Source organism: Clostridium sp., from assembly GCF_036646415.1.
Lineage (GTDB): Bacteria > Bacillota > Clostridia > Clostridiales > Clostridiaceae > Clostridium_J.
In genome coordinates this window covers 253,869-279,410 of the sequence record NZ_JAVXMF010000002.1, presented here as the reverse complement: position 1 = coordinate 279,410, position 25,542 = coordinate 253,869, and the positions used below count along the sequence as shown (strand labels likewise).

At 31.9% G+C, this 25,542-nt stretch carries 22 protein-coding genes; 20 read left to right on the top strand and 2 right to left on the bottom strand.

What is annotated here, in order from left to right:
- Window positions 1-20 precede the first annotated feature (20 nt).
- Window positions 21-1,724, top strand: coding sequence for an ABC transporter ATP-binding protein (locus RSD37_RS02490; protein ID WP_346945116.1), 1,704 nt, complete (start codon window positions 21-23; stop codon window positions 1,722-1,724).
- 2 nt (window positions 1,725-1,726) lie between these two features.
- Entirely contained in the window at window positions 1,727-3,505 is a 1,779-nt protein-coding gene (locus tag RSD37_RS02485) for an ABC transporter ATP-binding protein (RefSeq protein ID WP_346945115.1), read from the top strand.
- Window positions 3,506-3,624: 119 nt separating this feature from the next.
- Here the strand turns inward: RSD37_RS02485 and RSD37_RS02480 are convergent, their stop codons facing one another.
- Complete coding sequence (locus RSD37_RS02480; protein WP_346945114.1) at window positions 3,625-5,364, bottom strand: ATP-binding cassette domain-containing protein; 1,740 nt, start codon at window positions 5,362-5,364, stop codon at window positions 3,625-3,627.
- Between the two features lie 441 nt (window positions 5,365-5,805).
- On the opposite strand from RSD37_RS02480, the gene RSD37_RS02475 reads away from it, so the two are divergent.
- The 15 genes from RSD37_RS02475 (at window position 5,806) to RSD37_RS02405 (ending at window position 20,632) form a co-directional block, all read left to right on the top strand.
- Window positions 5,806-6,360: a biotin transporter BioY gene (locus RSD37_RS02475; RefSeq protein ID WP_346945113.1), complete on the top strand. Its 555-nt coding sequence runs from the start codon at window positions 5,806-5,808 to the stop codon at window positions 6,358-6,360.
- Window positions 6,361-6,386: 26 nt separating this feature from the next.
- Window positions 6,387-7,370: a biotin synthase BioB gene (gene bioB, locus RSD37_RS02470; protein ID WP_346945112.1), complete on the top strand. Its 984-nt coding sequence runs from the start codon at window positions 6,387-6,389 to the stop codon at window positions 7,368-7,370.
- Complete coding sequence (bioD, locus tag RSD37_RS02465) at window positions 7,363-8,088, top strand: dethiobiotin synthase (RefSeq protein ID WP_346945111.1); 726 nt, start codon at window positions 7,363-7,365, stop codon at window positions 8,086-8,088. The genes bioB and bioD overlap by 8 nt, the downstream gene beginning before the upstream one ends.
- Before the next feature lie 19 nt (window positions 8,089-8,107).
- Window positions 8,108-9,463: an adenosylmethionine--8-amino-7-oxononanoate transaminase gene (gene bioA / locus RSD37_RS02460; RefSeq protein WP_346945110.1), complete on the top strand. Its 1,356-nt coding sequence runs from the start codon at window positions 8,108-8,110 to the stop codon at window positions 9,461-9,463.
- Window positions 9,464-9,674: 211 nt separating this feature from the next.
- Window positions 9,675-10,730, top strand: a complete 1,056-nt coding sequence (locus RSD37_RS02455; protein ID WP_346945109.1) for an energy-coupling factor ABC transporter permease — start codon at window positions 9,675-9,677, stop codon at window positions 10,728-10,730.
- A gap of 61 nt (window positions 10,731-10,791) precedes the next feature.
- Window positions 10,792-11,601: a cobalt ECF transporter T component CbiQ gene (gene cbiQ, locus RSD37_RS02450; RefSeq protein ID WP_346945108.1), complete on the top strand. Its 810-nt coding sequence runs from the start codon at window positions 10,792-10,794 to the stop codon at window positions 11,599-11,601.
- Window positions 11,602-12,360, top strand: a complete 759-nt coding sequence (locus tag RSD37_RS02445) for an ABC transporter ATP-binding protein (RefSeq protein ID WP_346945107.1) — start codon at window positions 11,602-11,604, stop codon at window positions 12,358-12,360. It begins immediately after the preceding gene.
- A gap of 81 nt (window positions 12,361-12,441) precedes the next feature.
- Entirely contained in the window at window positions 12,442-12,864 is a 423-nt protein-coding gene (locus RSD37_RS02440; RefSeq protein ID WP_346945106.1) for a DUF3842 family protein, read from the top strand.
- Window positions 12,857-13,048 (top strand): CooT family nickel-binding protein, encoded by a 192-nt coding sequence (locus RSD37_RS02435; protein ID WP_346945105.1) that lies wholly within the window; start codon window positions 12,857-12,859, stop codon window positions 13,046-13,048. The genes RSD37_RS02440 and RSD37_RS02435 overlap by 8 nt, the downstream gene beginning before the upstream one ends.
- A 211-nt stretch (window positions 13,049-13,259) precedes the next feature.
- Window positions 13,260-14,195 (top strand): DUF5692 family protein, encoded by a 936-nt coding sequence (locus RSD37_RS02430; protein WP_346945104.1) that lies wholly within the window; start codon window positions 13,260-13,262, stop codon window positions 14,193-14,195.
- A gap of 454 nt (window positions 14,196-14,649) precedes the next feature.
- Window positions 14,650-16,869 carry a diguanylate cyclase gene (locus RSD37_RS02425; protein ID WP_346945103.1) on the top strand — a complete coding sequence of 740 codons (2,220 nt, stop codon included), beginning with the start codon at window positions 14,650-14,652 and terminating at the stop codon, window positions 16,867-16,869.
- A gap of 231 nt (window positions 16,870-17,100) precedes the next feature.
- The gene (locus tag RSD37_RS02420; protein ID WP_346945102.1) at window positions 17,101-17,820 is read left to right on the top strand and encodes a hypothetical protein; all 720 of its coding nucleotides are present in this window, start codon (window positions 17,101-17,103) and stop codon (window positions 17,818-17,820) included.
- 120 nt (window positions 17,821-17,940) lie between these two features.
- Complete coding sequence (locus RSD37_RS02415; RefSeq protein WP_346945101.1) at window positions 17,941-18,315, top strand: phage holin family protein; 375 nt, start codon at window positions 17,941-17,943, stop codon at window positions 18,313-18,315.
- Between the two features lie 155 nt (window positions 18,316-18,470).
- Window positions 18,471-19,430, top strand: coding sequence for a PQQ-dependent sugar dehydrogenase (locus RSD37_RS02410; protein WP_346945100.1), 960 nt, complete (start codon window positions 18,471-18,473; stop codon window positions 19,428-19,430).
- 419 nt (window positions 19,431-19,849) lie between these two features.
- The gene (locus RSD37_RS02405; protein ID WP_346945099.1) at window positions 19,850-20,632 is read left to right on the top strand and encodes a pseudouridine synthase; all 783 of its coding nucleotides are present in this window, start codon (window positions 19,850-19,852) and stop codon (window positions 20,630-20,632) included.
- A 288-nt stretch (window positions 20,633-20,920) separates the two neighbouring features.
- On the opposite strand, the gene RSD37_RS02400 is transcribed toward RSD37_RS02405, so the two are convergent.
- Window positions 20,921-21,691, bottom strand: coding sequence for an IclR family transcriptional regulator (locus RSD37_RS02400; RefSeq protein WP_346945098.1), 771 nt, complete (start codon window positions 21,689-21,691; stop codon window positions 20,921-20,923).
- Between the two features lie 224 nt (window positions 21,692-21,915).
- Here RSD37_RS02400 and RSD37_RS02395 point away from each other — a divergent pair, with 224 nt between their 5' ends.
- The 3 genes from RSD37_RS02395 to RSD37_RS02385 all read left to right on the top strand — a co-directional run bounded on the left by RSD37_RS02395 (window position 21,916) and on the right by RSD37_RS02385 (window position 25,526).
- A complete protein-coding gene (locus tag RSD37_RS02395; protein ID WP_346945097.1) occupies window positions 21,916-23,295 on the top strand; it encodes a YjiH family protein in 1,380 nt (459 codons plus the stop codon).
- A gap of 13 nt (window positions 23,296-23,308) precedes the next feature.
- Window positions 23,309-24,469 (top strand): pyridoxal phosphate-dependent aminotransferase, encoded by a 1,161-nt coding sequence (locus RSD37_RS02390; protein ID WP_346945096.1) that lies wholly within the window; start codon window positions 23,309-23,311, stop codon window positions 24,467-24,469.
- Window positions 24,470-24,797: 328 nt separating this feature from the next.
- Entirely contained in the window at window positions 24,798-25,526 is a 729-nt protein-coding gene (locus RSD37_RS02385) for an HAD-IB family hydrolase (protein ID WP_346945095.1), read from the top strand.
- Window positions 25,527-25,542: the final 16 nt, after the last annotated feature.

Sequence of the window (25,542 nt, the reverse complement as noted above, 5' to 3'; positions counted from 1 at the left end):
ATTGTGTAGGTGGATGATATATGAAACAGATATTTAAGTATTTAAAACCCTATAAATGGGCAATGATTTTTGGACTTTCTATAAAGTTTACAGGAACTATTGTGGAGTTAGCGCTTCCTTGGATTTTATCTCATATGATTGATGATGTTATTCCTTTGAAAGAGGTTAACTTAATTGTTATGTGGGGAGGCATTATGTTTTTATGTGCTGTTGTTGCAGTTACATTTAACATTATAGCTAATCAGATGGCAGCTAAAGTGGCCAGAGATACTACTGAAAGGGTAAGAAACGATTTATTTTCTAAGATGATTAGTCTTTCGGACAGTCAAGTGGATAAATTTACTTTACCATCTCTTATTTCTAGGGCCACAAGTGATACCTATAATATTCATCAAATCATAGGTATGATGCAGAGATTAGGAGTTAGAGCTCCAATTATACTTATTGGTGGAATTATAATAACTCTTACCTTAGACCCAGTGCTAACTCTTGTAATGATAGCTGTTATGCCTATTATATTCTTTGCTATTATGTATGTTTCAAAGGTTGGAGTGCCATTATATACGGAGGTTCAAAGAAGGACTGATGACTTTGTAAGGGTTCTTCGTGAAGATGTAACTGGGATTCGTATAATTAAGGCTTTATCAAAGGAAGATTACGAGAAAAGTAAGTTTGGTGAAAAAATTAAGGCTACTGTTGAAGAGGAAAAGAAGGCTGGTATGGTTATGTCCGTTTTAAATCCAGTGATGAGCTTATGCCTTAATGTGGGAACAGTATTTGTTATTTTGGCTGGAGCATACAGGGTTAATAGCGGTGCCATTAAGCCAGGAATAATAATTGCATTCTTAACCTATGTAACACTTATTTTAAATGCACTTTTATTTATTTCAAGATTCTTTACTCACTATTCAAAGGCAAGTGCTTCAGCAAGACGTATTACAGAGGTGTTAAATGCACCAGAGGAGCTGTTAGTTGAGGATAAGCCACTAGGGGACAAGGATTATGCCATTGAATTTAAAGGCGTATCCTTCTCTTATAACAATAAAGAAGAGAATGTGAGTGATATTAATTTTGTAATTAAAAAAGGTGAAACCCTTGGAATTATTGGCTCTACAGGTTCAGGTAAATCTACTTTAATTAAACTGTTAATGAGATTTTATGATGTAGGCAAGGGTGGAATTTATATTAATGGTGAAGATATTCGTTCTATTGATACTAAGACTTTAAGAGAAAAGTTTGGTGTCGTATTCCAAAATGATTTTATTAGTACAGATACAATTGCTGAGAATATTCGTTTTGGAAGGGATATAGATGAAGAGGGCATTATAAGTGCAGCTGATTATGCCATGGCTACAGATTTCATAAAAGGTAAAGGAAATGGCTTTGGAACAAAGGTGGCAGTTAGAGGTGCAGATTTAAGTGGAGGCCAGAAGCAGAGAATGTTAATTTCGAGAGCTCTTGCAGCACATCCAGAAATTTTGATTCTAGATGATTCCTCAAGTGCTTTAGATTATAAGACAGATGCAGCTCTCAGAAAAAATCTTAGAGAGCATTTTAAAGATACAACAACAATAATGATTGCTCAAAGGATTAGTTCCATCATGCAGGCAGATCATATATGCGTTTTAGAGGATGGATGTATTGTTGGATACGGGACCCATGATGAGTTGGTAGAAACCTGTGATATATATAATGAAATTAGTAAATCACAGATGGGGGAGTAATTATGATGACTGAAAATAAAGGAGGACAGCAAGCCTCTACAAAGAAAACTAAAAAACACACAATAAAAAGAGTAATGTCTTATCTATTTGAATATAAAGCTTTAATGATTGTTGCAGTTCTATTATCTATAGGCTCGAATATGTTCGCTTTAGTTGGACCAATGCTTTCAGGATTTGCAATAGATAATATAAGTTTAGGCAAGGGCGCAGTTGATTTTTCAAAGGTATATTTCTATTGTGGACTTATGATTGTATTTTATGTTGCTTCAGCCATCTTAGCTTATATTTTAGCTATAATTATGCTTGAAATAAGTAAGCGAATTTCATTTAGACTAAGAAAAGATTTATTTAATAGGCTATTATCTCTTCCAGTTGGATATTTTGATACCCATTCAACAGGAGATATTCTTAGTAAAATTTCCTATGATGTAGATACGCTGAATTCAACTTTGACCTCGGATTTAGTTGCAATTTGCTCCAGTGTAATCACAGTGGTGGTATCCTTTGTATCTATGGTTATGATATCTAAGAGGCTAGTATTAGTATTTGTAATAACAGTGCCTATTTCAATTATCATGACAAAGAAAATCACAATGATTACTAGGCCAATGTTCCGTGGACGTTCAAGAAAGCTAGGAGAGCTAAATGGAATGGTAGAGGAGTTTATATCTGGTCAAAAGACTATTAAAGCATATCACCAGAATGAAAACACTAAGAAGAAGTTTGGTGTAAAAAATGAAGAGGCAGTAAATGCATATTATCGTTCTGATTATTATGGTTCCATGGTTGGACCATCAGTTAACTTTATGAATAATTTATCACTAACTCTTATAAGTATGTTTGGAGCTCTTATGTATCTATTTGGCCAAATGACTTTAGGAAACATTTCTTCCTTTGTACTATATTCAAGAAAGTTTTCTGGGCCAATCAATGAAGCGGCTAATATAATGGGTGAGTTTCAGTCTTCATTATCAGCGGCAGAAAGAATTTTCAACCTTATGGATGAACTTTCAGAAGAGGCAGATAAGGCTGATGCAAAGGTACTTGATAATGTAGATGGAAACGTAAAAGTAGAGAATATTTCCTTTGGATACTCTAAGGATAAGTTAATTCTTAAGAATCTTACCATGGACGCACCTGCAGGAAGTATGGTTGCAATCGTAGGACCTACAGGAGCAGGAAAGACTACTTTAATTAATTTATTGATGCGTTTTTATGATGTAAATGAGGGAAGCATTAAAGTGGATGAGAATGATGTAAAGAACGTTACGAGGGAGAGTCTTAGAAAAGCATATGCAATGGTTCTTCAAGATACATGGCTCTTTGAAGGAACTATTTTTGAAAATATAGCTTATGGAAATGAAAATGCCACTAGGGAAGAGGTTATGGACGCAGCCAAAGCAGCAAAAATTCACTCTTACATTAAGAGACTTCCACAGGGATATGACACTGTTCTTACTGATGACGGAACTAATATTTCTAAAGGACAGAAGCAGCTTCTAACTATAGCAAGAGCAATGCTTTTAGATGCAAAAATTCTAATTCTAGATGAAGCAACCTCAAATGTTGACACTAGAACAGAAATTCAAATTCAGCAAGCAATGAGGAATCTCATGAATGGTAAAACCTGTTTTATCATAGCTCATAGATTATCAACAATAAAAAGTGCTGATCACATCCTAGTAGTTAAGGATGGTAATATAGTAGAGCAAGGAAATCATAAGAAATTACTTGGACAAAAAGGATTCTATAATCAGATGTATTACTCACAGTTTGAATAAATAATAAAATGTACCCTATAGAGTAGACAACTAAAAAAGCCTACTTTACTGGGTACATTTTATTTTATACCTAATGTAAATTTAATGTGGTTGGCGTATTGAGCTTAAGAATACACCATTTAAAATAACTTAATTAGTGATTTTAAATCTTCAGATAAAACTTTTGCAAGCTCAAAATCATTATTTTTTAAAGCTAGTTCTATTTTCGTTTCGACTAATTTTTTCTTTTGTTCAATTTCTAAATAGTCTTTATCAAAATGACTAGCATAAATCATCTTTCTAAATTTTCTCATGCTCATTTTCCTAATGGTCTTATCTTCAATGATTAAAACATAATCCATACAGTTTACTATAGAATAGAAGTCATGAGAAATCATGAGAATAGCACCATTATAGTTTTCTATGGCTTTTTCCAGAGCTAGTTGTGAATAGGTGTCTAGATGACTTGTTGGCTCATCAAGAAGCAGCATATTTGTTTTAGTAGTAGAAACTTTAGCTAATTGGAGTATGTTTTTTTCTCCACCAGATAAAGATCCTATTTTTTGATTAAGGATTTCTTCCTCAAAACCATACTTTGAAAGATAGAATATAATCTCCTCAGAAGTTCTAAGTCCAGCATCCAAGAATTCTTGGAGTATTGTATTAGATTCATTTAGCATTTCCCCTTGAAGTTGAGATAAATAAGCCATTTTAATGTCTTCATTTATCTCAATAGAATCATGGGTATTTTTAAAGATATCTCTGAGTAAGGTGGTTTTTCCAGTACCATTTGAACCGATGATTGCCACTTTATCAGTAGATTTAATCTCAAAGTTAATATTTTCAAGGAGAATATCATCAAAGGCAACACTGTAATCATTGACTTTTACCGCAATGGTTTCTTCGATTTCATTATATGTAACTAAATGGATATCCGGTTCCTTAATAGATACAAAGGGTGCTTTAATTCTACGCGCTTCTAATCGTTCTTGAATTTTAACCCTAGCCTTTAGCTTTTTACCTTTAGAAGCTTGATCATGGTCCGTTGCCATAACTCGTAGTTTATTGACTAAAATTTGATTTCTCTCAATTTCTTCAGCATCAGCAGCAGCTAGCTCTTGCAACTCAATTTTACTTTCAAGTAGTGAGAAGTTATAATCAATATAGCTTCCATCAAACTCTTGGAGCTCCATATTTTCAAGGTGAATAATTTTATTAAAACAATGATTCAATAGATATCTGTTGTGGGTAATAACTAGTAGCGTTTTATTGTGAGAATTAATTAGATTTTTAAGGGCATTAAGGTTTTCAAAATCTAAAAACACATCAGGTTCATCCATAATCAGTAAGTCCGGGTTACTCAGCATTTCTTTAATAACTTGAATGAGTTTAAATTCACCACCACTAAGTTCAGATACCATTAGATCTTTATGCTTCATTAGGTTTGCTAAATTTAATTTCTTATTAATGTTGCTTTCAAAATCATTCCCACCAAGTGCATCAAATGCATCTAAAGTTTCTTGGTATTTTTCAAGTAAAGAATCAATATCTGAAGATGTTTCCATTTCAGTACAAATTGCGGCTAATTGGTTTTGGACACTAATACATTCCCCTCCTATATATTCGAACACCGTGATTTCTTTTGTTTTATCTATCTCGGAGAACTGACTTACATACCCAGTTCTGCAACCATTAGCTATCTCTAAGGTTCCATCGAACATATATCTTTCTGGATCTAAAATTAAATCTATCAGTGTGCTTTTTCCACTACCACTTATGCCTATAAAAGCACAGTGTTGACCATCTTCTAATGTAAATGAAATTTGATTATATAGGTCTTTTTGTGGAAATGAATAGGATAAGTTATCAACTTTTATCATATTATTACCTCTCTTTATCATTAAAAAAGAGCTTATATTTAAGCTCTTCGGTATATTATTTCCCCAATCGTAATCTTATAATAGATTTTCACAGGGTAAAGATATTCTTTTGAATTTACTGTTAGTAGTATAACAGTTTTTATGACTCCTTTCAATCATTTCATTTTAATGGATGATTTCGTCAATGTTTAGTAGAATAGACGGAGAAATGCAGGGTGAGGGGGATATTTTCACCAATAATGGATAAAGAAATGAATAGGATAAGTGACTGGGTGCTAGTGGATTTAATCTAATCACATGTTTCAGGGCGGTTTACAGTAGTGGTGAATAGTTATGCCTTCAAATATATTGTAAACCAAACGAAAGTTTACAGTTGACAATAAGGAGGTTATTTATTATTATGGATATGGCAAAGTAAATAGTGTGAGGGGAGTATATTTTATGAGAAAAACAAGAAATTTAATTTTAGTAGCTATGTTTGCGGCTTTAACAGCAACTGGAGCATTTATTAAGGTACCAATACCATTTGTGCCTTTTACCCTTCAGTATCTATTTTGTGCTTTAGCTGGTATCATCCTAGGCTCAAAACTGGGAGCATTATCACAAATAGTTTATGTTGCAGTTGGACTTGTAGGAGTGCCTATATTTACTGAAGGGGGAGGTCTAAATTATATTTTTAAACCTACTTTTGGATATCTTATAGGTTTTATAGTAGCCGCTTACGTTATCGGGAAAATGAGAGAGAATATTAAGGAGTTAACTTTTATTAAGGCAATATTTATACTGCTTTTGGGTCTGTTTTTTGTATACTTATTTGGAGTAGTATACATATATATTAGTTATAATTTATACCTGGGAAAAAATGTTTCTTTTTATTTTGCGTTTTTTTATGGCTTTGTGGTTTGTATAGTTGGAGATTTGATACTAACAGTATTTACAGCCTATATTTCAGTGAAAATGTTACCTATATTAAGAAAAAGTGGATATGTTGCTTAAGAAAGCCCAAGGAGGAGTAATATAACATGAAAGAATTTATTAAAGGTCTAGAGAAAAAGGTTTTAGAGAAAGAAGGTATTACTTTTGAGGAGGCTATGAAACTATCAAGTATTGAAGCAAAAGAAGATCTAGCGCAATTATGTAATAGTGCTAGTAACATACGAGAGTTTTTTTGTGGCAAAGAAATAGACCTTTGTACTATTATGAATGCAAAGTCAGGACGTTGCTCTGAGGATTGCAAGTTTTGTGCACAATCTGCCCATTATAAAACCAATGTAGAAGTATATGAGTTAGTTTCAAAGGAAGCAGCTTTAAAGTTAGCAAAGGAAAATGAAAGTGAGGGAGTAAATAGATTTTCTTTAGTGACTAGCGGCAGAGGAATTACCGGCAGTGATTTTGAGAAGGTTTTAGATATATATGAAGATCTAAATAAGGAAGTAAAAATGGATTTATGCGCCTCATTAGGGATACTAGCATATGAGGAGTTGCTTAAGTTAAGAGAAAAGGGAATAACTATGTATCATCATAACCTAGAAACCAGTAGAGCTTACTACGAAGAGATATGTACAACACATAGCTATGATGAAAGGATAGATACTATAAATGCAGCTAAGCAGGCCGGTATGGCTATTTGCTCAGGTGGAATTATTGGCTTAGGAGAAAGCTTAGAAGATAGAGTTACCTTTGCTTTTCAGTTAAGAGATTTAGGGGTTAAATCTATTCCGGTAAATATACTGAATCCAGTTAAGGGAACACCTTTAGAAAATGCAAAAGTTCTAAGTCAGGAGGAAATACTAAAAACCATTGCGATCTTCAGATTGGTAAATCCTGAAGCGTTTATAAGACTTGCTGGAGGAAGAAACCTCATCCATGAGTTTGGTAAAAACTGTTTTAATGCAGGAGCCAATGCCACAATTACAGGAAATTATCTAACAACATCAGGCAATAAAATATGTGATGATAAGAAAATGGTAAGTGAATTAAAGCTGGAGGTTAGAAAAAATGGCTAAGGGAGTATTTGTAGTTGGAACAGATACTGATGTGGGTAAAACTATTGTAACTGCTGGACTTATGCATGTTATGAGGAGTAATGGATATAATGCTACCTATTTTAAAGCCGCATTGAGTGGTGCTTTAGAAATAGGCAATGAACTTATTCCAGGTGATACAAAGCTCGTAAGTGAAGCGAGTAAATTAGAAGAAGCCTATGCAAACATCACACCCTATGTTTATAGGGCTTCAGTATCCCCTCATCTTGCAGCAAAATTAGAGAATAATCCTATGGATTTGGAGATAGTAAGAGAAAAATATGCTTATTTAAAGGAACGGTATGATTTTATAATTGCTGAAGGTAGTGGTGGAATAGTATGTCCATTGATAGACGATGAAAGAGGACTGTATATTCTTGGAGATCTTATTAAGGATTTAAATATGAGTGTTATTATTGTTGCAAGGGCTGGGGTTGGAACAATAAATCATTCAGTGTTGACAGTAAAATATATAGAAGCTTTGGGAATTAGAATCAAAGGTATTATAATCAACAACTATAAAGAAGATTTAATTTGTGATGATAATATTGAAATTATAGAAAAGCTTACTAAAGTACCTATCATAGGAAAGCTTAAAAACATGGAAAACTTAGAGGATAACATGATAGAAGCCATAAGAACAAATTCTGAAAAGGCTTTTACAATTGATAAGATAATAGAATCTATGGAACAACTATAATAAAGGTTGAGGTGTGGATATGAATGATTATGTAAAAAAGGATTTGAAATATATATGGCATCCTTGTTCACAAATGAAAGACTACGAGGAGCTTAACCCAATAGTTATTGAAAAGGGTGAAGGCGTTTGGATTTATGATATTGATGGAAATAAATATTTAGACGGCATATCATCTTGGTGGACAAATACCCTGGGACATAGCAATAAGAGAATTAATGAGGCTATAAAAAAGCAGATAGATAGCATCGAGCATGTTATATTTGCGAATTTTTCTAATAAACCTGCTATAGAATTAGCAGAAAAGCTGGTAGACATAACACCAAACAAGCTTAGAAAAGTGTTTTTCTCTGATAATGGATCCTCAGCGGTAGAAATAGCCTTAAAGATGAGTTTTCATTATAACATGCAAAAGGGAAATGCTAAAAAGAGAAGGTTCGTAGCTCTAAGCGATGCATACCATGGAGAAACTTTAGGTGCCTTGTCTGTTTGTGATATTGATGAGTTCAATATGGTATACAAACCGCTTCTTTTAGATACTATAAGAGTAGAGGGCCCAGATTGTTATAGGTGTAAATATGATTTAATTAGAGATAATTGTAATGCAGAGTGTTTTGAAGTTATGGAAAAGTGTATAATGAAAAACCATGAGGAGATAAGTGCTGTAATAGTTGAACCTATGGTTCAAGGTGCTGCAGGTATGAAGATTTATTCACACATTTATCTAAAGAAGCTTCGAGAACTTTGTGATAAATATGAGATACACCTTATTGTAGATGAGATTGCAATGGGCTTTGGTAGAACTGGGCAGATGTTTGCTTGTAATCATGCCCAAATAAGTCCAGACTTTATGTGTCTTTCAAAAGGAATTTCTGCTGGATATATGCCTATGTCGGTAGTTATGACAACAAATGAAATATATGATTGCTTTTATGGTGATTATAATGAGCGGAAATCATTTCTTCATAGCCATACCTATTCAGGTAATGCTATGGGTTGTGCCATTGCTTTAGAAAATTTAAAAATATTTGAAGAAGATAATATTATAGAGAATAATCGTGAAAAAGGTCAGCTAATAAGAAAACTCACACTGGAAAAGTCAGAAACTTCAAAACATGTAGGTGAAGTAAGAAGTATAGGTATGATAACAGCTATTGAAATAGTAAAAGATAGGTTCACCAAAGAAGGCTATCCTTGGCACATGAGAGTAGGGTATGAGATTTATAAGATTGCTCTTAGCAAGGGATTATTAATAAGACCTATTGGAAATGTACTCTATTTTATTCCTCCATACATTATTAGCGAAGAGGAAATAAAATTTATGGTAAATACCTGTTTTCAGAGTATAGAAGAATATTTTATAGAGAATAAGTTCTAAGTTGTAGGAAGATGTTCCTTTTAATACTATGTAAAATAATGGTTGACAAAAATTGATATAATATGTTATATTTATACATGAATTGAAACCATGAAGGTTTCTAAAATGTTAATCAGAAATTTTATAAATTAATGTAAATCAGACCCATGAAGGGCTAAGTATATAAACTTACCTTTTTTGGGTCATTTTATTTTGTAAAGGAGTGGATATTATGCACATGGCTGATGCTTTAATTTCACCGGTAGTGGGTGGAACTATGTTAGCTGCTACGGTTGGAGTTGCAGCTTATTCAATTAAAAAAATCCAGAATGATATGGATGAAAAGAAAATTCCTTTGATGGGGGTAATGGGAGCATTTGTTTTTGCGGCACAAATGATTAATTTTTCAATACCTGGTACCGGTTCAAGTGGACATATTGGAGGAGGAATACTGCTTGCAATATTATTAGGACCATATGCAGGATTCTTAACCATGGCTTCGATTTTATTAATACAGGCATTGTTCTTTGGAGATGGCGGATTACTTGCTTATGGTTGTAATGTATTTAACCTTGGATTCTATACCTGTTTTATAGCATATCCTTTAGTTTATAAATGGTTTACACGCAAAGGGATTACTTCCAAGAAGATTTTTGGAGCCTCAATGATATCTACTTTAGTTGGTCTGCAAATAGGAGCTTTTAGCGTTGTACTTGAGACTCTTTTATCAGGAAAGACTGAATTGCCTTTTGGAACCTTTTTATTGCTGATGCAACCAATACACCTAGCAATAGGAGTAGCTGAAGGGTTTGTCACATCAGCAATTGTTACTTTTGTATGGAGAGCTAGACCTGAAATTATAGAAAATGCAGCTATAGGAAAAGCTTTTGGCAATATATCCATGAAGAAAGTATTGACAAGCCTTCTAATTGCAGTAGTTTTAGTTGGTGGTGGGCTTTCTTGGTTTGCCTCTGCAAATCCTGACGGCTTGGAGTGGTCTATGGAAAAAACTGCAGGTACAGCAGAACTCAAAGCTCCAGATGGAATTCATAAAACGTTATCTGAAATGCAAAGTAAGACAGCATTTTTACCTGATTACAGTTTTAAGATAAATGAGGATGAAAATAAAGAAGAACCAGCTACACAAGCTGAAAATAAATGGCCGGCAATTAGTGCTGGAACAAGTGTTTCTGGTATAGTTGGTGGAACACTGACACTTGCATTGGCAGCATTCACAGGGTTTATTATCAGCTTGGTTAAAAAGAAGAAGAGAAAAGTTACTCAATAAAAACAATCTGGGGTGGGGCAGAAAGCCCTGCCCAAATTTTATAATAAGGATTTGATTTTACATGGCGAACATAATAAATTCCATATATAATATGAGGCTTCTGGATGACCTAGCACGGAAAGAAACCTCAATACATAGGCTTCATCCCCTTGTAAAGCTACTAACCACAGTTGTATATTTGACTGTAGTTGTATCATTTGGGAAATATGAAATTAGTAGTCTTTTGCCTTTTATTTTTTATCCTGTGATAATTTTTGCCTTAGCAGAGCTACCAGTTGCTCCAATTCTTAAAAGGATATTGTTTGTAGAGCCTTTTATCATTGGAGTTGGAATATTAAATCCATTGTTTGATCAGAATACAATGATTCTCGGCGGGATTGTTATTTCAAGAGGGTGGGTAACATTTTTATCTATTTTTATAAAATGTGGGTTAACAGTGGCGGTTAGTATTTTACTAATTGCAACTACAGGAATGGATAAGTTGGCTGTAGCATTGAGGATGCTCAAAATTCCTAAAATCTTTGTCTTACAGCTATTATTAACATACCGATATATATCTGTGCTGATAGAAGAGGTTTCTAGGATGATGAGAGCATATTCACTGAGGGCACCTGGGCAAAAAGGCATACATCGAAGTGTTTGGGGCTCTTTTGCAGGACAATTGATACTTAGGACATTTGAGAGAGCGCAACGGGTGTATCAGTCTATGAACTTGAGAGGCTTTACAGGTGAGTATAATACAGGGGATGTTGCAAAATTAAGCTTCAAGGATTTTGCTTATTTAGCAGGATGGAGTTTGTTTTTTATTATAGCAAGAATTTACAATATACCTATGTTAATAGGTTCATTGTTTACGGGAGTGATTAAATAGATGAGTAATGATAAACTTCAGGTAAGAAACCTGCATTTTTCGTATCCGGATGGACATGCGGCAGTAAAGAATATATCATTCACAATCCAACATGGTGAATCTGTAGGAATCATTGGTGCCAATGGTGCTGGAAAGTCTACGATACTGATGCTTTTGATGGGTGTTCTTTTTCCAAAGAATGGAGAAGTTCTGGTAGGCGATGTCCGCGTAACAAAAAAGACATTACAGGTAATACGCCAGAGATTAGGTATGGTTTTTCAGGACCCTGATGATCAGTTGTTTATGACAACTGTTTATGATGATGTGGCCTTTGGACCACGAAATTATAAGCTTGATGAAAAAGAAGTTGAAAGTAGAGTAGCAAAGGCTTTGGAATTGGTAGGAATATCTCACTTGAAAGACAGAGCACCCTTTAAACTATCAGGTGGAGAAAAGCGATCTGCTGCAATTGCGTCTGTTCTATCAATGCAACCGAATGTATTGATAATGGACGAGCCAACAGCAGCTTTAGACCCTAAATCAAGGCGGAGAGTAATGAGTTTATTAAAAAGCTTTGAACATACAAAGATAATCACCAGTCACGATTTAGATATGGTGCTTGAGACCTGTAAAAGGATTATTGTGATAAAAGAAGGTGAAATTGCTGCAGACGGAAACACAGCGGAGATTTTGAGCAATGTGGAATTACTAGATGATTGTGGGTTAGAAATACCTCTTTCACTTCAGAACTGTCCTATCTGTGGAACTTCAAAAAAATGATTCCTATAACAGATAAACCCAACCATTTTATTTGTTTATTTGGTATAATGTATCTGTAAGTTTTATGATTGGGGGGATAAAATGCGAATTGCAGTTATAGATGGACAAGGTGGGGGAATAGGTAAAGCTATTGTTGAAAAGTTCAGGAAGGAATTTGAAGATAGAATTGAGATTGTTGCATTGGGAACAAACTCTTTGGCAACTTCATTAATGCTGAAAGCCGGTGCTAATGAAGGTGCAACAGGTGAAAATGCTGTTGTTTACAATGTTTCTAAGGTGGATGTAATCTTGGGATCAATAGGTATAATATGTGCAAATTCATTACTGGGTGAACTGACACCGATTATGGCGAAAGCTATAGCAGAAAGTCCTGCAAAAAAAGTGCTAATTCCATTGAACAGATGTAATGTAAATGTTGCTGGTATTGAAAATAAGCCACTTCCACATTACATTGATGATGCTATTGAAATAATTAAAGCATGGAGAGGTGAATGTTATGTGTGAAGCAAATGTTTATTTTATTGATAAAGAAGGAAGAGAGAAATTATTGTTAGAATCGGTGGATAAGGTTATTCCAAGTGAAGACGGTATTATACTTGAAAATATATTCAGCGAGAGAAAAACTGTAAAAGCAAAAATAAAGGAAATGGCTCTTGTTGAGCATCGTATTGTTCTCGAGGAAGAGTAAATAAGAAGAGTAATTATGTTTATATAAATAATTATATTGGTAAGTGATGGGGTTTGTGTAATAATTTGACGAGAGAAAAAATGAGGAGTATAATTACGTTTATGAACAAGAAAAAAACACTAAATTCACAAATATTAATAGGGTAAATAATTTGTGACTGACAGAAATATTGAAGTTCTGTCAAATATTATTTTTATGGAGGTAAAGTGTTATGGGCATTTTATATGAAACAACAAATTTGACTGTCTTGGCAATTTGGATTTTTGTTCTCTTTGCTTTAATGGCTTTTAATGAGCTTGGACGTTCAACGAAATGGGGAGGAATTGTACTTTTTCTAATAGTACCAATAGTATTGACTATCTTTGTGTGGCCAACAACCGCAGCACCAGGAAATGAATATGGTACGGGTACTTGGTTTAACTGGGTAAAAACTTATTCAGCTTTAGCAGGTTGCCTTTGGTTTATGGCTCTTCGTTATATTCCATCACTTTCTAAAAAGAAGTGGGCAGTATGTCTACCAGCAATTATACTAGCAGTTAATATTTTTGAAGCATCTATTCGTGATTTTCAATGTTTTTCATATGCTGCATGGACTGGAGCATATGTGGACAACCTTTGGGTAATGTCAGGACCATGGAATATCATGAATGGTATAGCAGGATTACTTAACATCATTACTATATGTGGATGGGCTACTATATTTATTTCTAAGGATAAAACAAAAGATATGATTTGGCCTGATATGATTTGGCCTTGGATCATAGCTTATGATTTATGGAACTTCGCATATACTTATAACTGTATAGCAGATCATTCAGTTTACTGTGGCTTAGCATTATTACTTTCGTGTACAATACCAGCTTTCTTTATCAAAAAAGGAGCATGGTTACAGCATCGTGCAAATACACTTGCATTATGGATTATGTTTGTTATGACTGTACCTCAATTTGCAGATCGTATAGCTCCAGTAGCTACTACTCATAACCCAACTGCATTTTTTGTAGTAAGTTTAATATCATTAATTGCAAATATTGCATTAGCAGTTTATCAGTTTACTAAGATTTATAAAAACAAATTAAATCCTTTAAAGGACGAAATTTATGCAGATACAAAAGCGTACAAACAGGTCGTTGAAGAAAATAGATAAGTGATAAAATTAGTAATTATGTGTATTAGTATTATCTTTTTATCGAAATACACATTGACACTGTAGTAATTGAATAAATGATTTTTAAATAGCCAGTTGAAGTGGAGAAATTCACTTTTACTGGTTTTTGTTTTATGTAAAAGGTGTGGTGCTTGGTAGTGTTTAAAGTTGATATGTTTGTAAGATTTGTTAAAAAATAAAAAATAATTAATTAAAACTAATAAAATTGTAAAATAAAGATGTATCTTGTTGGGTGAACACACGAAAAAAACAAGGAATTTAAAGATTATTGTTGAATAGTAAAGACAGTGCGTAGAGTTGTGAAAATTATAGTGTAATTGTAATCTATATGATTAAAAAACAAAATTTGCTACAAAGAAAGTTCTTTATTATTTTACATGCTTTTGTAAATTCTTGCGCTATCATTAGTACAGCGAAAGGAAGTAGACTTTAAATGAATATTAGTAAAATTAAAAAATCCTTGAATAACTTAGGAGTAAAAATTACAATTTTTTTATTCTTAATTGCAGCTATTACTCTTATTATAAATTTTGCATTAAATAATATTTTTATCTCTAAGTATTTTGGAAATATAGAAAATAAAGAGTTGGACTTAAAGACAGAACAGTCTATAAAAATATTTCAATCTAAAATTAAGGAAATTGATGCAATACTACTAGATTACGCGATTTGGGATGATACTTATGATAAAATACAAGATGAAAATATAGATAAAACATGGTTAAAGGAAAATTTTACACAGTGGCTTACCCAAAAATATGGTATGGATTTAGTAGTTATAGTAAATAGGAATAAAAAAATTATTGTTCAGTATGGATTAAATAATATTAATGACATTTTAAATGACAATAATATTTTGAAATCATTAAATGAATATAACTATAGTGAAGAATCAAGAGTTAGTGGTTATAAGAAATTTAATGGTGATATATATATGATAAGTGAATGCCCTGTTTTTAACAGTAATTTTGGCGGGATTTGTGGGGGAACTGTTATTATCGGTAAAAAACTTTCATCAACATTTATGGGACAGATAAAGGAAGAGTTTGATAGAGATGTTTTTATTACCTATGATAATAAATTTGTTTCAAGTCAGGACATAAGTAAAGAGGTTAATGAAAATATTGAAGTTATTAATAAAAATATAAATAGCCGAACATATGAACTTAATAATTCAAAAAAAATAGGCAGTTTGCCAATAGTTGATATTGCAGGTAATAACATAGGATATATGAATGTCATACAATCTAGAGAAATATTTTTATCAACTCAGAAATTAACACAAAGAAATATTTTCAGTACTATGTTTTTATCCTCCATATTAATTCTTATTTTAGGGTATAGGTTTAAAAATATTATTATTAGGCCTATTAAAAGCCTTGAAAATCAGATTAAAAAGATGGAGTATGAAAATTTATTAATACATGCTGATGTAAATATAAATGCAAATGAACCAAATGAGATAATAAACTTAACTAAAAGTTTTAATCGTATGGTAGATAGTATTTATGAACACAAAAAAGAAAATGAAAATCTTAAAGTATATGCAAATACAGATTATCTAACTTCAATATATAATCATAAATATTTTTTTGAAAGCTTTAATAACAAGCTAGATGAAGGCTGTAAACTAATATCTGTTATGTTCTGTGATATTGATAAATTTAAATTAATAAATGATTCTTATGGACATGAAGTTGGTGATTTAATTTTAAAAGAAACGGCAAAAACAATAAAAGCTGAAGTAAAAGACACAGGTATGGTTTTTAGATATGGTGGAGAAGAATTTGTAGTTATGCTGTATGACTATACTTCTGAAGAGGCACTTATTCAAGCAGAAAAAATTAGGGAAAGCATTGCTAAAAATCAGGTATTACAAGAATATGCTGATTGTTTTCCAATTACTGTAAGTGTGGGCGTGGCCTCTTATCCAAAGCACGCATTGGATGCAGAAGGCTTAATTAAAAAATCTGACATTGCAATGTATTATTCAAAACAAAGTGGTAGAAATCAGTGTAATATTTATAATACTAGTATGAAGGTGTTTTTAAAAGATGGTAATAAAGACTTGCTAATGGATTCTGTTCTTGCTCTAGCAGAAGCTGTAGATGCTAAAGATGATTATACAGGTAAACATTCCAAGATGGTTTCAAAATATTCAATTTTACTTGCAGAAAAATTAGGATTTACAGAAAATGAAAAAAACAGGTTAAGGATAGGAGCATTATTACATGATTGTGGTAAAATTGGAGTACCAGATAATATAATTAATAAGCCTGAAAAATTATCAGAGAATGAGTTTACAATTATTAAAAATCATACCTTATTAGGCTATAATATAATAAAGCATATAACAAGTGATGAAGAAATTATTAATTGTGTTAGAAGTCATCATGAAAGATGGGATGGTAAGGGATACCCTGATGGGTTATCAGGAAATTCTATTGATTTATTTGCTAGAATTGTATGTATTGCGGATGTATATCATGCAATGACATCGGATAGAGCATATAGAAAGGAGCTAACTAAGGAAAAAGCAATAGATGAATTTATAAGAGGAAAAGGTACTCAATTTGATCCCAAATTAGTGGATGATTTTGTTGAAATAATTGAAAAAGGCATTGGAAATAAGGATACTTATACAAGTACTTAAAAAATATGACATGCAAAGCCAAATGCATGATGTCGTTAATCTCAAAGGATTTTACGAGCTTTAGATAAAAATTGAAGTGTGCTTTATGTTCCCTCAAACTAATATAAGTTTGGGGGAATTTTTAATTTAATAAAATGACAAAAGATTTAAAAATGAAAGAGTATATTAATACAAAACTAGAAGAAAATATAAATGAACTTTGAAAATTGTAAGGAAAGGATGATGAGTTTTATGAAAAGAAAACTATTAGTAATAATGGCTTCAGTTTCTATTATTGCAACATTCTCGCTGACAGCATATGCAAGGGATAATATTTACCAATACAATCAATCTGATAGCTTTTTGGTTTGTAAAGTAAGTGAACTTCCAAGAGAAGAACTGATATGTTTAAAAAAACAGATATGTAAGAATAGACCATTCTTCAATCAGTATGGAATAGATTTTTCATCAATAGAATATATTTGTTCAGAAACAGAAAAAGATATGATACTTGAAAAAGAGTTGGTAAAAGTATTTGATTTAGAACAAGATGAGGATAATGTAAGATATTATTATAATAAGGTGGATCTAAATGAAGATGGAAATCCTGAAATATTTGCCTATATCATAGGTTCACCTGTTTGTGGTACTGGTGGATGTAGTGCGGCTATTTTTAAACATACAAATGAAGAATATACTTTATTATCAAAATTTACACTTGTAAATAATCCTGTAATTATAAATAATAGTAAAACAAAGGGATATAAAGATATAATTATGTATGTTTCTGGAGGAGGTATAGAAAGCTTCTTTGCTTGGATCAAATATGATGGTACAACATATTCAAGCAATCCGTCCATTCAACCCAAAGTAAAGCCAGGTACAAAATTACAGGGTGCAGCTATTATTGCTGATGATATTAGTAAAAATCCTGGTATAGAACTGAAAAATTTTAATAATTCATTAATTTAAAGAAAGTAAGGGCTAATTTAGAGAAATATTTATTAAATGAAGAAAAAGGTAAAATATTTTTGGGATTTATGAGCATACTACACTTAATTAATAAAAATTTCTATTAAAGGAGGAATTCTTATGGCACATAATAATGAGGCAATAAAAGAGGGCTCAAGTAGTAAGAGTATTTTAAGATGGGTAGGAAGATTGATATTAGTTGCAATTATTTTAGGTATAACATCATTCTTAACTCCAGGATTTAGTATTGATGGTTTATGGTCATATTTAATAGCAGCAGTTGTAATAACTGCATTAGATTATTTTGTAGAAGCATTTATGGGAGTTGATGCATCACCTTTTGGAAAAGGTATAAAAGGTTTTATTATTGCAGCCGTAATAATATATTTAGCACAATTTTTAGTACCAACCATGAGGGTATCCATCATAGGAGCAATGTTAGCAGCTCTAGTTATTGGAATATTAGATGTGGTATTTCCAGCAAGAGTGATGTAATTCTGAAATATATTACATCAAAACAGTTGAAGTGAGAACTCTAGAAATAGGGTTCTTTTCTATTTATATAAAAAAGGAATGGGTCATTAAGACAAATATCTTCTAATATAATTATAGTATGCATTAGTATTTATTTAAGTTTGGAGGATATCAGTATGAAAAAAATGATTTACAATATTTTATCTAATATGATATTACGTGGTCGTAATATAGTGAATATCAAAGCAAATGTAGTTCCATCAAGGGAATTTCCCTACGAAATTGAAGTTATCGCTGAAAATTTATATGTACCTTGGGCCATAGATATAAGTGATAACGGCAAATTGTATTTTACGGAGCGGTCTGGGGCAATTAGAATGATTAAAGATGGTAAACTTCATCCACAGCCACTTATCACATTTCCTACACCTTTTGTAAGCCAGGGGGAAGGTGGGTTGATGGGAATTGCCCTAGACCCCAATTATTTGCAAAACCATTATATGTATGTTGTGCATTCATATGCAGAAAGTAATCAAATTTATAACCGTGTTGTTAGATTGTTTGAAAAGAATAACAAGGCATTCATTGATCGAATTCTTCTTGATAAAATTCCTGGGGGACGGATTCACAATGTAGGAAGGATAAAGATAGGCCCGGATCAGAAATTATATATAACAACGGGAGATGCAGGGAATTCTGCATTGGCACAAGATCTCACAAGTACAGCGGGGAAAATACTTCGAATAGAATTAGACGGTGGGATTCCTGAAGATAATCCAATTATTAATTCACCTGTTTATAGCTTAGGGCATCGAAACCCACAAGGCTTAGCATGGTCAAAAAATATCTTATATGCATCAGAGCATGGACAGATAGCCCATGATGAGATAAACATTATACAGCCAGGAGCTAATTATGGCTGGCCTCTCGTTCAAGGAAATGAAGATTCTAAGGAAGTTATGATACAAAAACCATTGATACACAGCACAGAGAATACATGGGCACCCTCTGGTATTGCCTTCGTAAATCAAGGATCCTGGCAAGGCAAATTACTTGTCGCTACTTTGCGTGGAGAACAACTACTTACTATCTCGTTGAATGGAAAAGGAACCACAGTGAAGAATGTAGAATCATGATTGAAGAATGAGTATGGACGTTTGCGAGAGGTTATTCAGGGTAAAGATGGATCAATTTATCTGACAACAAGTAATAGGGATGGTAGAGGCAATCCTAATATAGCGGATGATAAAATTATCCGGCTCATTCCTAAAAAAAGTGCTATTTAGACAATGGAAAACTGTGTAGATATGCAATTTTAGGTGATTTTATATATGGATGTATTGTAGCTCTTTTTCACTTTGGTGTTTCAAAGGCATATGGTAAGAATCAGATATTAAATGATTTCAACATAATGAAAGTATTTTCATTATGTGATATACTGAATAACAAAATTGATTTTCAGTAGGAATAAGAATTAAAGTAGTGAGTAGAGTTTATATTTTACTTAGTAGTATGGGGTTAAAATTATTTTACAAATGATTAGAAAAGAGGAAGTATGAGATTAGATAAATTTTTAGCAGAGTCATCCGTTGGAACACGGAAAAACGTTCGGACTTATATTAAAGAAGGAGCTGTTAAAGTCAATGGACAAGTGATAACAGAACCTGCAATAGAAATTAAGGTCAGTGTTGATGCTATTGAGTATCTTAATAAAATAGTTGATTATACAGGAAAAGTGTATTATATATTTCATAAACCTGGGGGATGCATTACTGCAAGAAAGGATGCCCTTAACAAAACAGTATTTGATTATTTTGATGGAGTTAACATGAATGGAATATTTCATGTTGGAAGATTAGATAAAGATACAGAAGGGTTATTGTTATTTACCAACGATGGCGAATTTAATCATCAGTTAATGTCGCCTCAAAAACATGTTGAAAAGAAATATTTTTTTATTGCATTGGGTTCGTTAGATGGGGAAGATAAAAAGCAACTAGAGAAGGGAGTTTGCATTGGAGAAGGTGAAGCACTAACAAAGCCTTCAAAAATAGATGGAGTGAAATGTGGAACCTATAAAGAGTTTGAACAGGAAACGGATATTAGAAAGTTCTACAATATAGACTCAAACCGTTACGAACAGCCGGTTGTCTCTGGATATCTTACAATTTCAGAGGGACGTAAACATCAAGTGAAGCGTATGTTAAAGGCTGTAGGCTGTTATGTGGTATATTTAAAGAGGACTTCCATTGGAGGGTTAATGTTAGATGAAACACTTAAAAAAGGGCAGTATCGATTATTGACAGAAATGGAAATTCAAAAATTATTGGAGAAATAATCTATAAGCGAAATATCTTAAAGTTCATACATCAACTACTATTGATTAACTCAGATTATATTGAACCTAAAATTCTATGTAAAGGTATTTTAGATAGAATTTTAGGGGAGGAAGTTGATTGTATAAAGAAATCATTTGCAAGTCATATATTAAGAACAATATTTAATAATAATTCTCACACAGCCTTGCAAGAAAATAATATAATAAAACAAAACTTTATTGAAAAGTATCTTGTTTATGAGGAGGAATTTAACACTATTGCCTATAACTTGCTAGAGAGAAAAAGAATTATATTAAACTATCTGAATCTAAGTATTCTATTAAATTTGTTATCAATTCGCAAGATAATTTAAGTTCCTCTTCAATCATTTTAATACCTTTGTATTCCAATCTGGTTTTAGGACCACTTAAGCTTATGGCAGCAACTATTTTTTCTTTATGATAAATTGGAGCTGATACACAAAACAATCCGTACTCATATTCTTCATTATCATATGCAAATCCACTATTTTTTATGGATTCTATTTCTTTTTGAAAGCTATCGTAGTTAGTAATAGAATACATAGTTCTCTGGCAACAATTTTTACTATTAAGATATGATTTAAGTTCTTCTTTAGATTTAGTACTTAAAAATATTTTTCCTGATGAAGAGCAATTTAAAGGACTGATTGGAATAAGTTTTGAAACTAATTTAAAATTATCGTTGGAAGCTTTATAAAGACTTAAACAATTTTCTTGATATTCAATATTTAAATTTGCACTCTCTCCGATTTTATTTGATAAAGCATTAATAATTGGTTTAGAAACATCTACTAATGACAAATCAGATGAAACTTTAGCACCATATTTTATCAATACTTTTCCAAGATTGTATTTATCCGTATTATATTGTTTTTCTACTATATTCCATTTTTCAAGTGTAACAAGAATTCTAAAAACAGTTGCTTTTGGTAAGTCCAAATCAGAAGATATTTTACTTACACCAACAGGTTCATTGGAATTATATATGTAATCTACTATTTCACAAGTTCGATCAATCATACTATTAATATTATTCAAAAAAATCACTCCTTACTTAATGTGAAGTATATTATGATATTACCCTAAGATAAAGTTTTTTATGGATAATTTTACACAAATATTATATCATAAATTTTAAAATTAATATAAATTTAATTGGAAATTTTCGAAATATTATTTAGAAAATTATTGCAGAAAATTACAGTTTATGGTACCATATAATTAAAGTGAAACGGTGTTTCAAAATATAAGGGGGAATTTTTATGAACATTAAGGAAATGATAACTGAACCAAGTTTTTCTAAAAAACAAATTTTAAAATTTGTGATTCCATCAATTATTGGATTGCTGCTATTTGTAATTCCACTTCCATGGGGTGGAGGAAACTTAACTATTGGTGTGGGTTATTTTGCGGCACAATTCCAAGCATCATTTGGTGAAATGTTACCAGCTTTTATGGTGTACATTGTAATTATAGGTGCAATTATTACTTTGTTTTCTACTATAATTAAACCAAGAATTATTTCCAATAATAAATTTTTAAAGGACTTATTCATTGTTAATCCAATTACACTTGCAATTAGAATAGGAGCTGCAGTATTAGCATATGCAGTTTTATATTCCGTAACTGTATTAGGACTTGATAAGATATCTAATCCTAATACTGGAGGAGTTGTTGTTAATGACCTGTTTCCAGTATTAGCTACATGGTTTTTCTTTTCTGGATTCTTTTTACCACTATTAATGGAATTCGGATCTATGGATTATTTTGGAACACTAATTAGAAGATTTATGAGACCTCTATTTAAGATACCAGGACGTGCTGCAATAGATGCTATAGCATCATGGATTGGTTCCGGACCAGTTGGTGTTGTTATTACAGATAAACAATACAAAGATGGTTATTATACAGCAAAAGAAGCTTCTATCATTGCTGTATGTTTCTCATTAGTGTCATTACCATTTGCAGTATTTATTGCAAGCTTTTTAGAGTTATCAGTAAACTTTATAGCTTTCTATGGAACTATAAGTCTTGCTTCCCTTGTAGCAGCATTGATTCTTCCGAGAATTTATCCTTTAAATAAGAAAAAAGATGAATACATTGAAGGGATAGATGTTAAAATCAATGAAGAAGTTCCAGCAGGAAGAGGTATTCATGAGTGGGCTGTTGAACGTGGCATTATTAGAGCAGCTCAAGCACCTGATTTTATTGGTCTTATTATTTCAGGACTAAAAACAGTTGCAGATGTATATTTTAGTTTAATGCCTATAGTTATGTTATTAGGAACGGTTTCATTAGTAGTTGCAGAATATACACCTATATTTACCATTATTTCTAAACCTTTAATTCCATTATTTGATTTAATGAGAGTACCTGATTCATCTTTGGCTGCATCAGCTACCTTAGTAGGATTTGCAGATATGTTTTTACCGTCTATTTTTGTTAAGGGATCTGAATTTGAAATTACAAGGTTTATTATTGGAGCACTTTCATTTACTCAATTAATTTATTTAACAGAAACAGGAGCTATAATTTTACGTTCTAAAATTCCAGTTGATTTTAAAGATTTATTCATAGTTTTCTTAGAAAGAACATTAATCACTTTACCAATTATAGTTATGATAGCACATTTAATTTATTAGTGAGGTGATTTTAGTGAGACATAAATTTATTTCAAAACGGTATTGGAAAAATAAATCCACCCCTATGGGAGCTGTAAATGAATTAGCAAAAAAATATAGAGATGTTATTAATTTGAGTTTAGGAGATCCTGATCAAATAACCGATGAAGGTATAATAAACTATGCTTTTCAAGAAGCATTAAAAGGTCATACTAAATATACTGATTTTAAAGGTGATCCTGAACTAATAGATGAAATAAGAAAATATTATAAAGAAGAGTATGATGCAGATTTATTAGAGGAAGAAATTATGATTTCTACAAGTGCATGCTTAGGCATGTATCTTGTTCTTGAATCTATATTAGATGATAATGATGAGGTTATAATACATGCTCCATATTTTACTCCATATTTTCAGCAGATAGAACTTGCTAGAGGTATACCGATAGAATTTGATACCACTGAAGAAGATGGATATGAAATTAATGTTGATAAATTAGAGTCGGTTATAACTGAAAGAACAAAAGCTATTATAGTAAATTCACCTAATAATCCAACAGGCTCAGTATTTAGTTTAGACACATTAAATAAAATTGCAGATATTGCAGTTAAATATGATTTGATAATTATTGCTGATGAAATATATGGAGCGTATGCATTTAAAGAAAAGTTTATATCTATGATAACTATACCGAGGATTCGTGAAAGATTAATTATATTAAATAGTTTTTCTAAAGATTATACAATGACTGGGTGGCGCATTGGAAATATTATTGCTCCTAAAGAAATTATTTCAACCTGCCAGCTAGTTAACGAAAATGTTGTTTTTACAGCACCTTCAATTTCACAAAGAGGTGCAATTTATGCACTTCGTAATAGAAAGACTATACAGTCACCGGCTATTAAACTTTATAAAGAGAGAGTAATGTATGCAGCAAATCGTGTAAAGCATATACCATGGATGACTGTTCCAGAGCCTAGGGGAACATTTTATTTGTTTATAAATATTAAAAAGACAGGACTTACATCTACTAAGGTAAGTGAGATTATATTAGATAAAGCTCAGGTACTAACTATTCCAGGTAATGCATTTGGTGATTGTGGAGAAGGTTATATAAGAATTGCATGTACTGTAGGTATAACGGAATTAGAAAAGGCCTTTGATAGAATTGAGAAGATAAAATTCAATAATTGATTATTGACTTTAAGGTTTATAGTAAGGAATAAAATGCACCCTATAGAGGTCACTCTATAGGGTATTTATATATATAATAAAATAAATAACAGGCTGAACTATTACATGAAAGAGAAAAAATGGCATTGTAATTTCGAATATATAGCATTAGGAAACAAGACTAGAATATGATTAGTACGTGTAATTCATATGAATACTAGACTTTAAACTATAGATATGTTATGGTAAATAAAATATTATGAAGGAAACACATTCTCAAAAACAGTGAAATGAGTAAGTTTCACTGGATAAATCATAGATTTGGAGTGTCACTTATGGAGGTATATTTATGGCTAGAGTTGCGGCATTTTTTGATATAGATGGGACTATCTATAGAGAAGGTTTAATAACAGAAGTTTTTAAAAAAATTATCAAGTATGAATTAGTTGATGAAGATAAATGGTATAACGAAGTCAGGCCAGCATTTTTAAAATGGGATAGAAGACAGGGAGATTATGATACATACTTACTTAAAATGATTGGTGTTTATATTGAAGCTACTAAAGGTGTGAGTAAAGAGCATATAGAACATATAGCTAGGACTGTCATTAATCAAAAGGGTGAAAGAGTATATACATTTTCAAGGGAGAGAATCAAGTGGCACAAGGAACAGGGCCATGTTGTCATTGCTATTTCCGGTTCTCCCATAGAGCTTGTTAGCGAGATGGCTGGTAAATATGAGATGGATGATTTTAGAGGTACTATTTATAAAATAGATAAAAATGGAAAATATACTGGTGAAATTATTCCAATGTGGGATTCTATTAGTAAAGAAAATGCTTTGATGGAATTAAAAGAAAAATATCATATAAATTTAAGTGAAAGTTATGCCTATGGAGATACTTCCGGGGATTTAACCATGTTTAAATCTGTAGGTATTCCTTATGCAATAAATCCAAGCAGGGAATTAATTACAAAGATAATAGATGATGAAGAAGTAAAGAAAAAAATTAATGTCATCGTTGAGAGAAAAGATGTTACTTATAAATTAGATATTAATAGTTTAGAGTTAATCTAATAATAATAAAAGATTC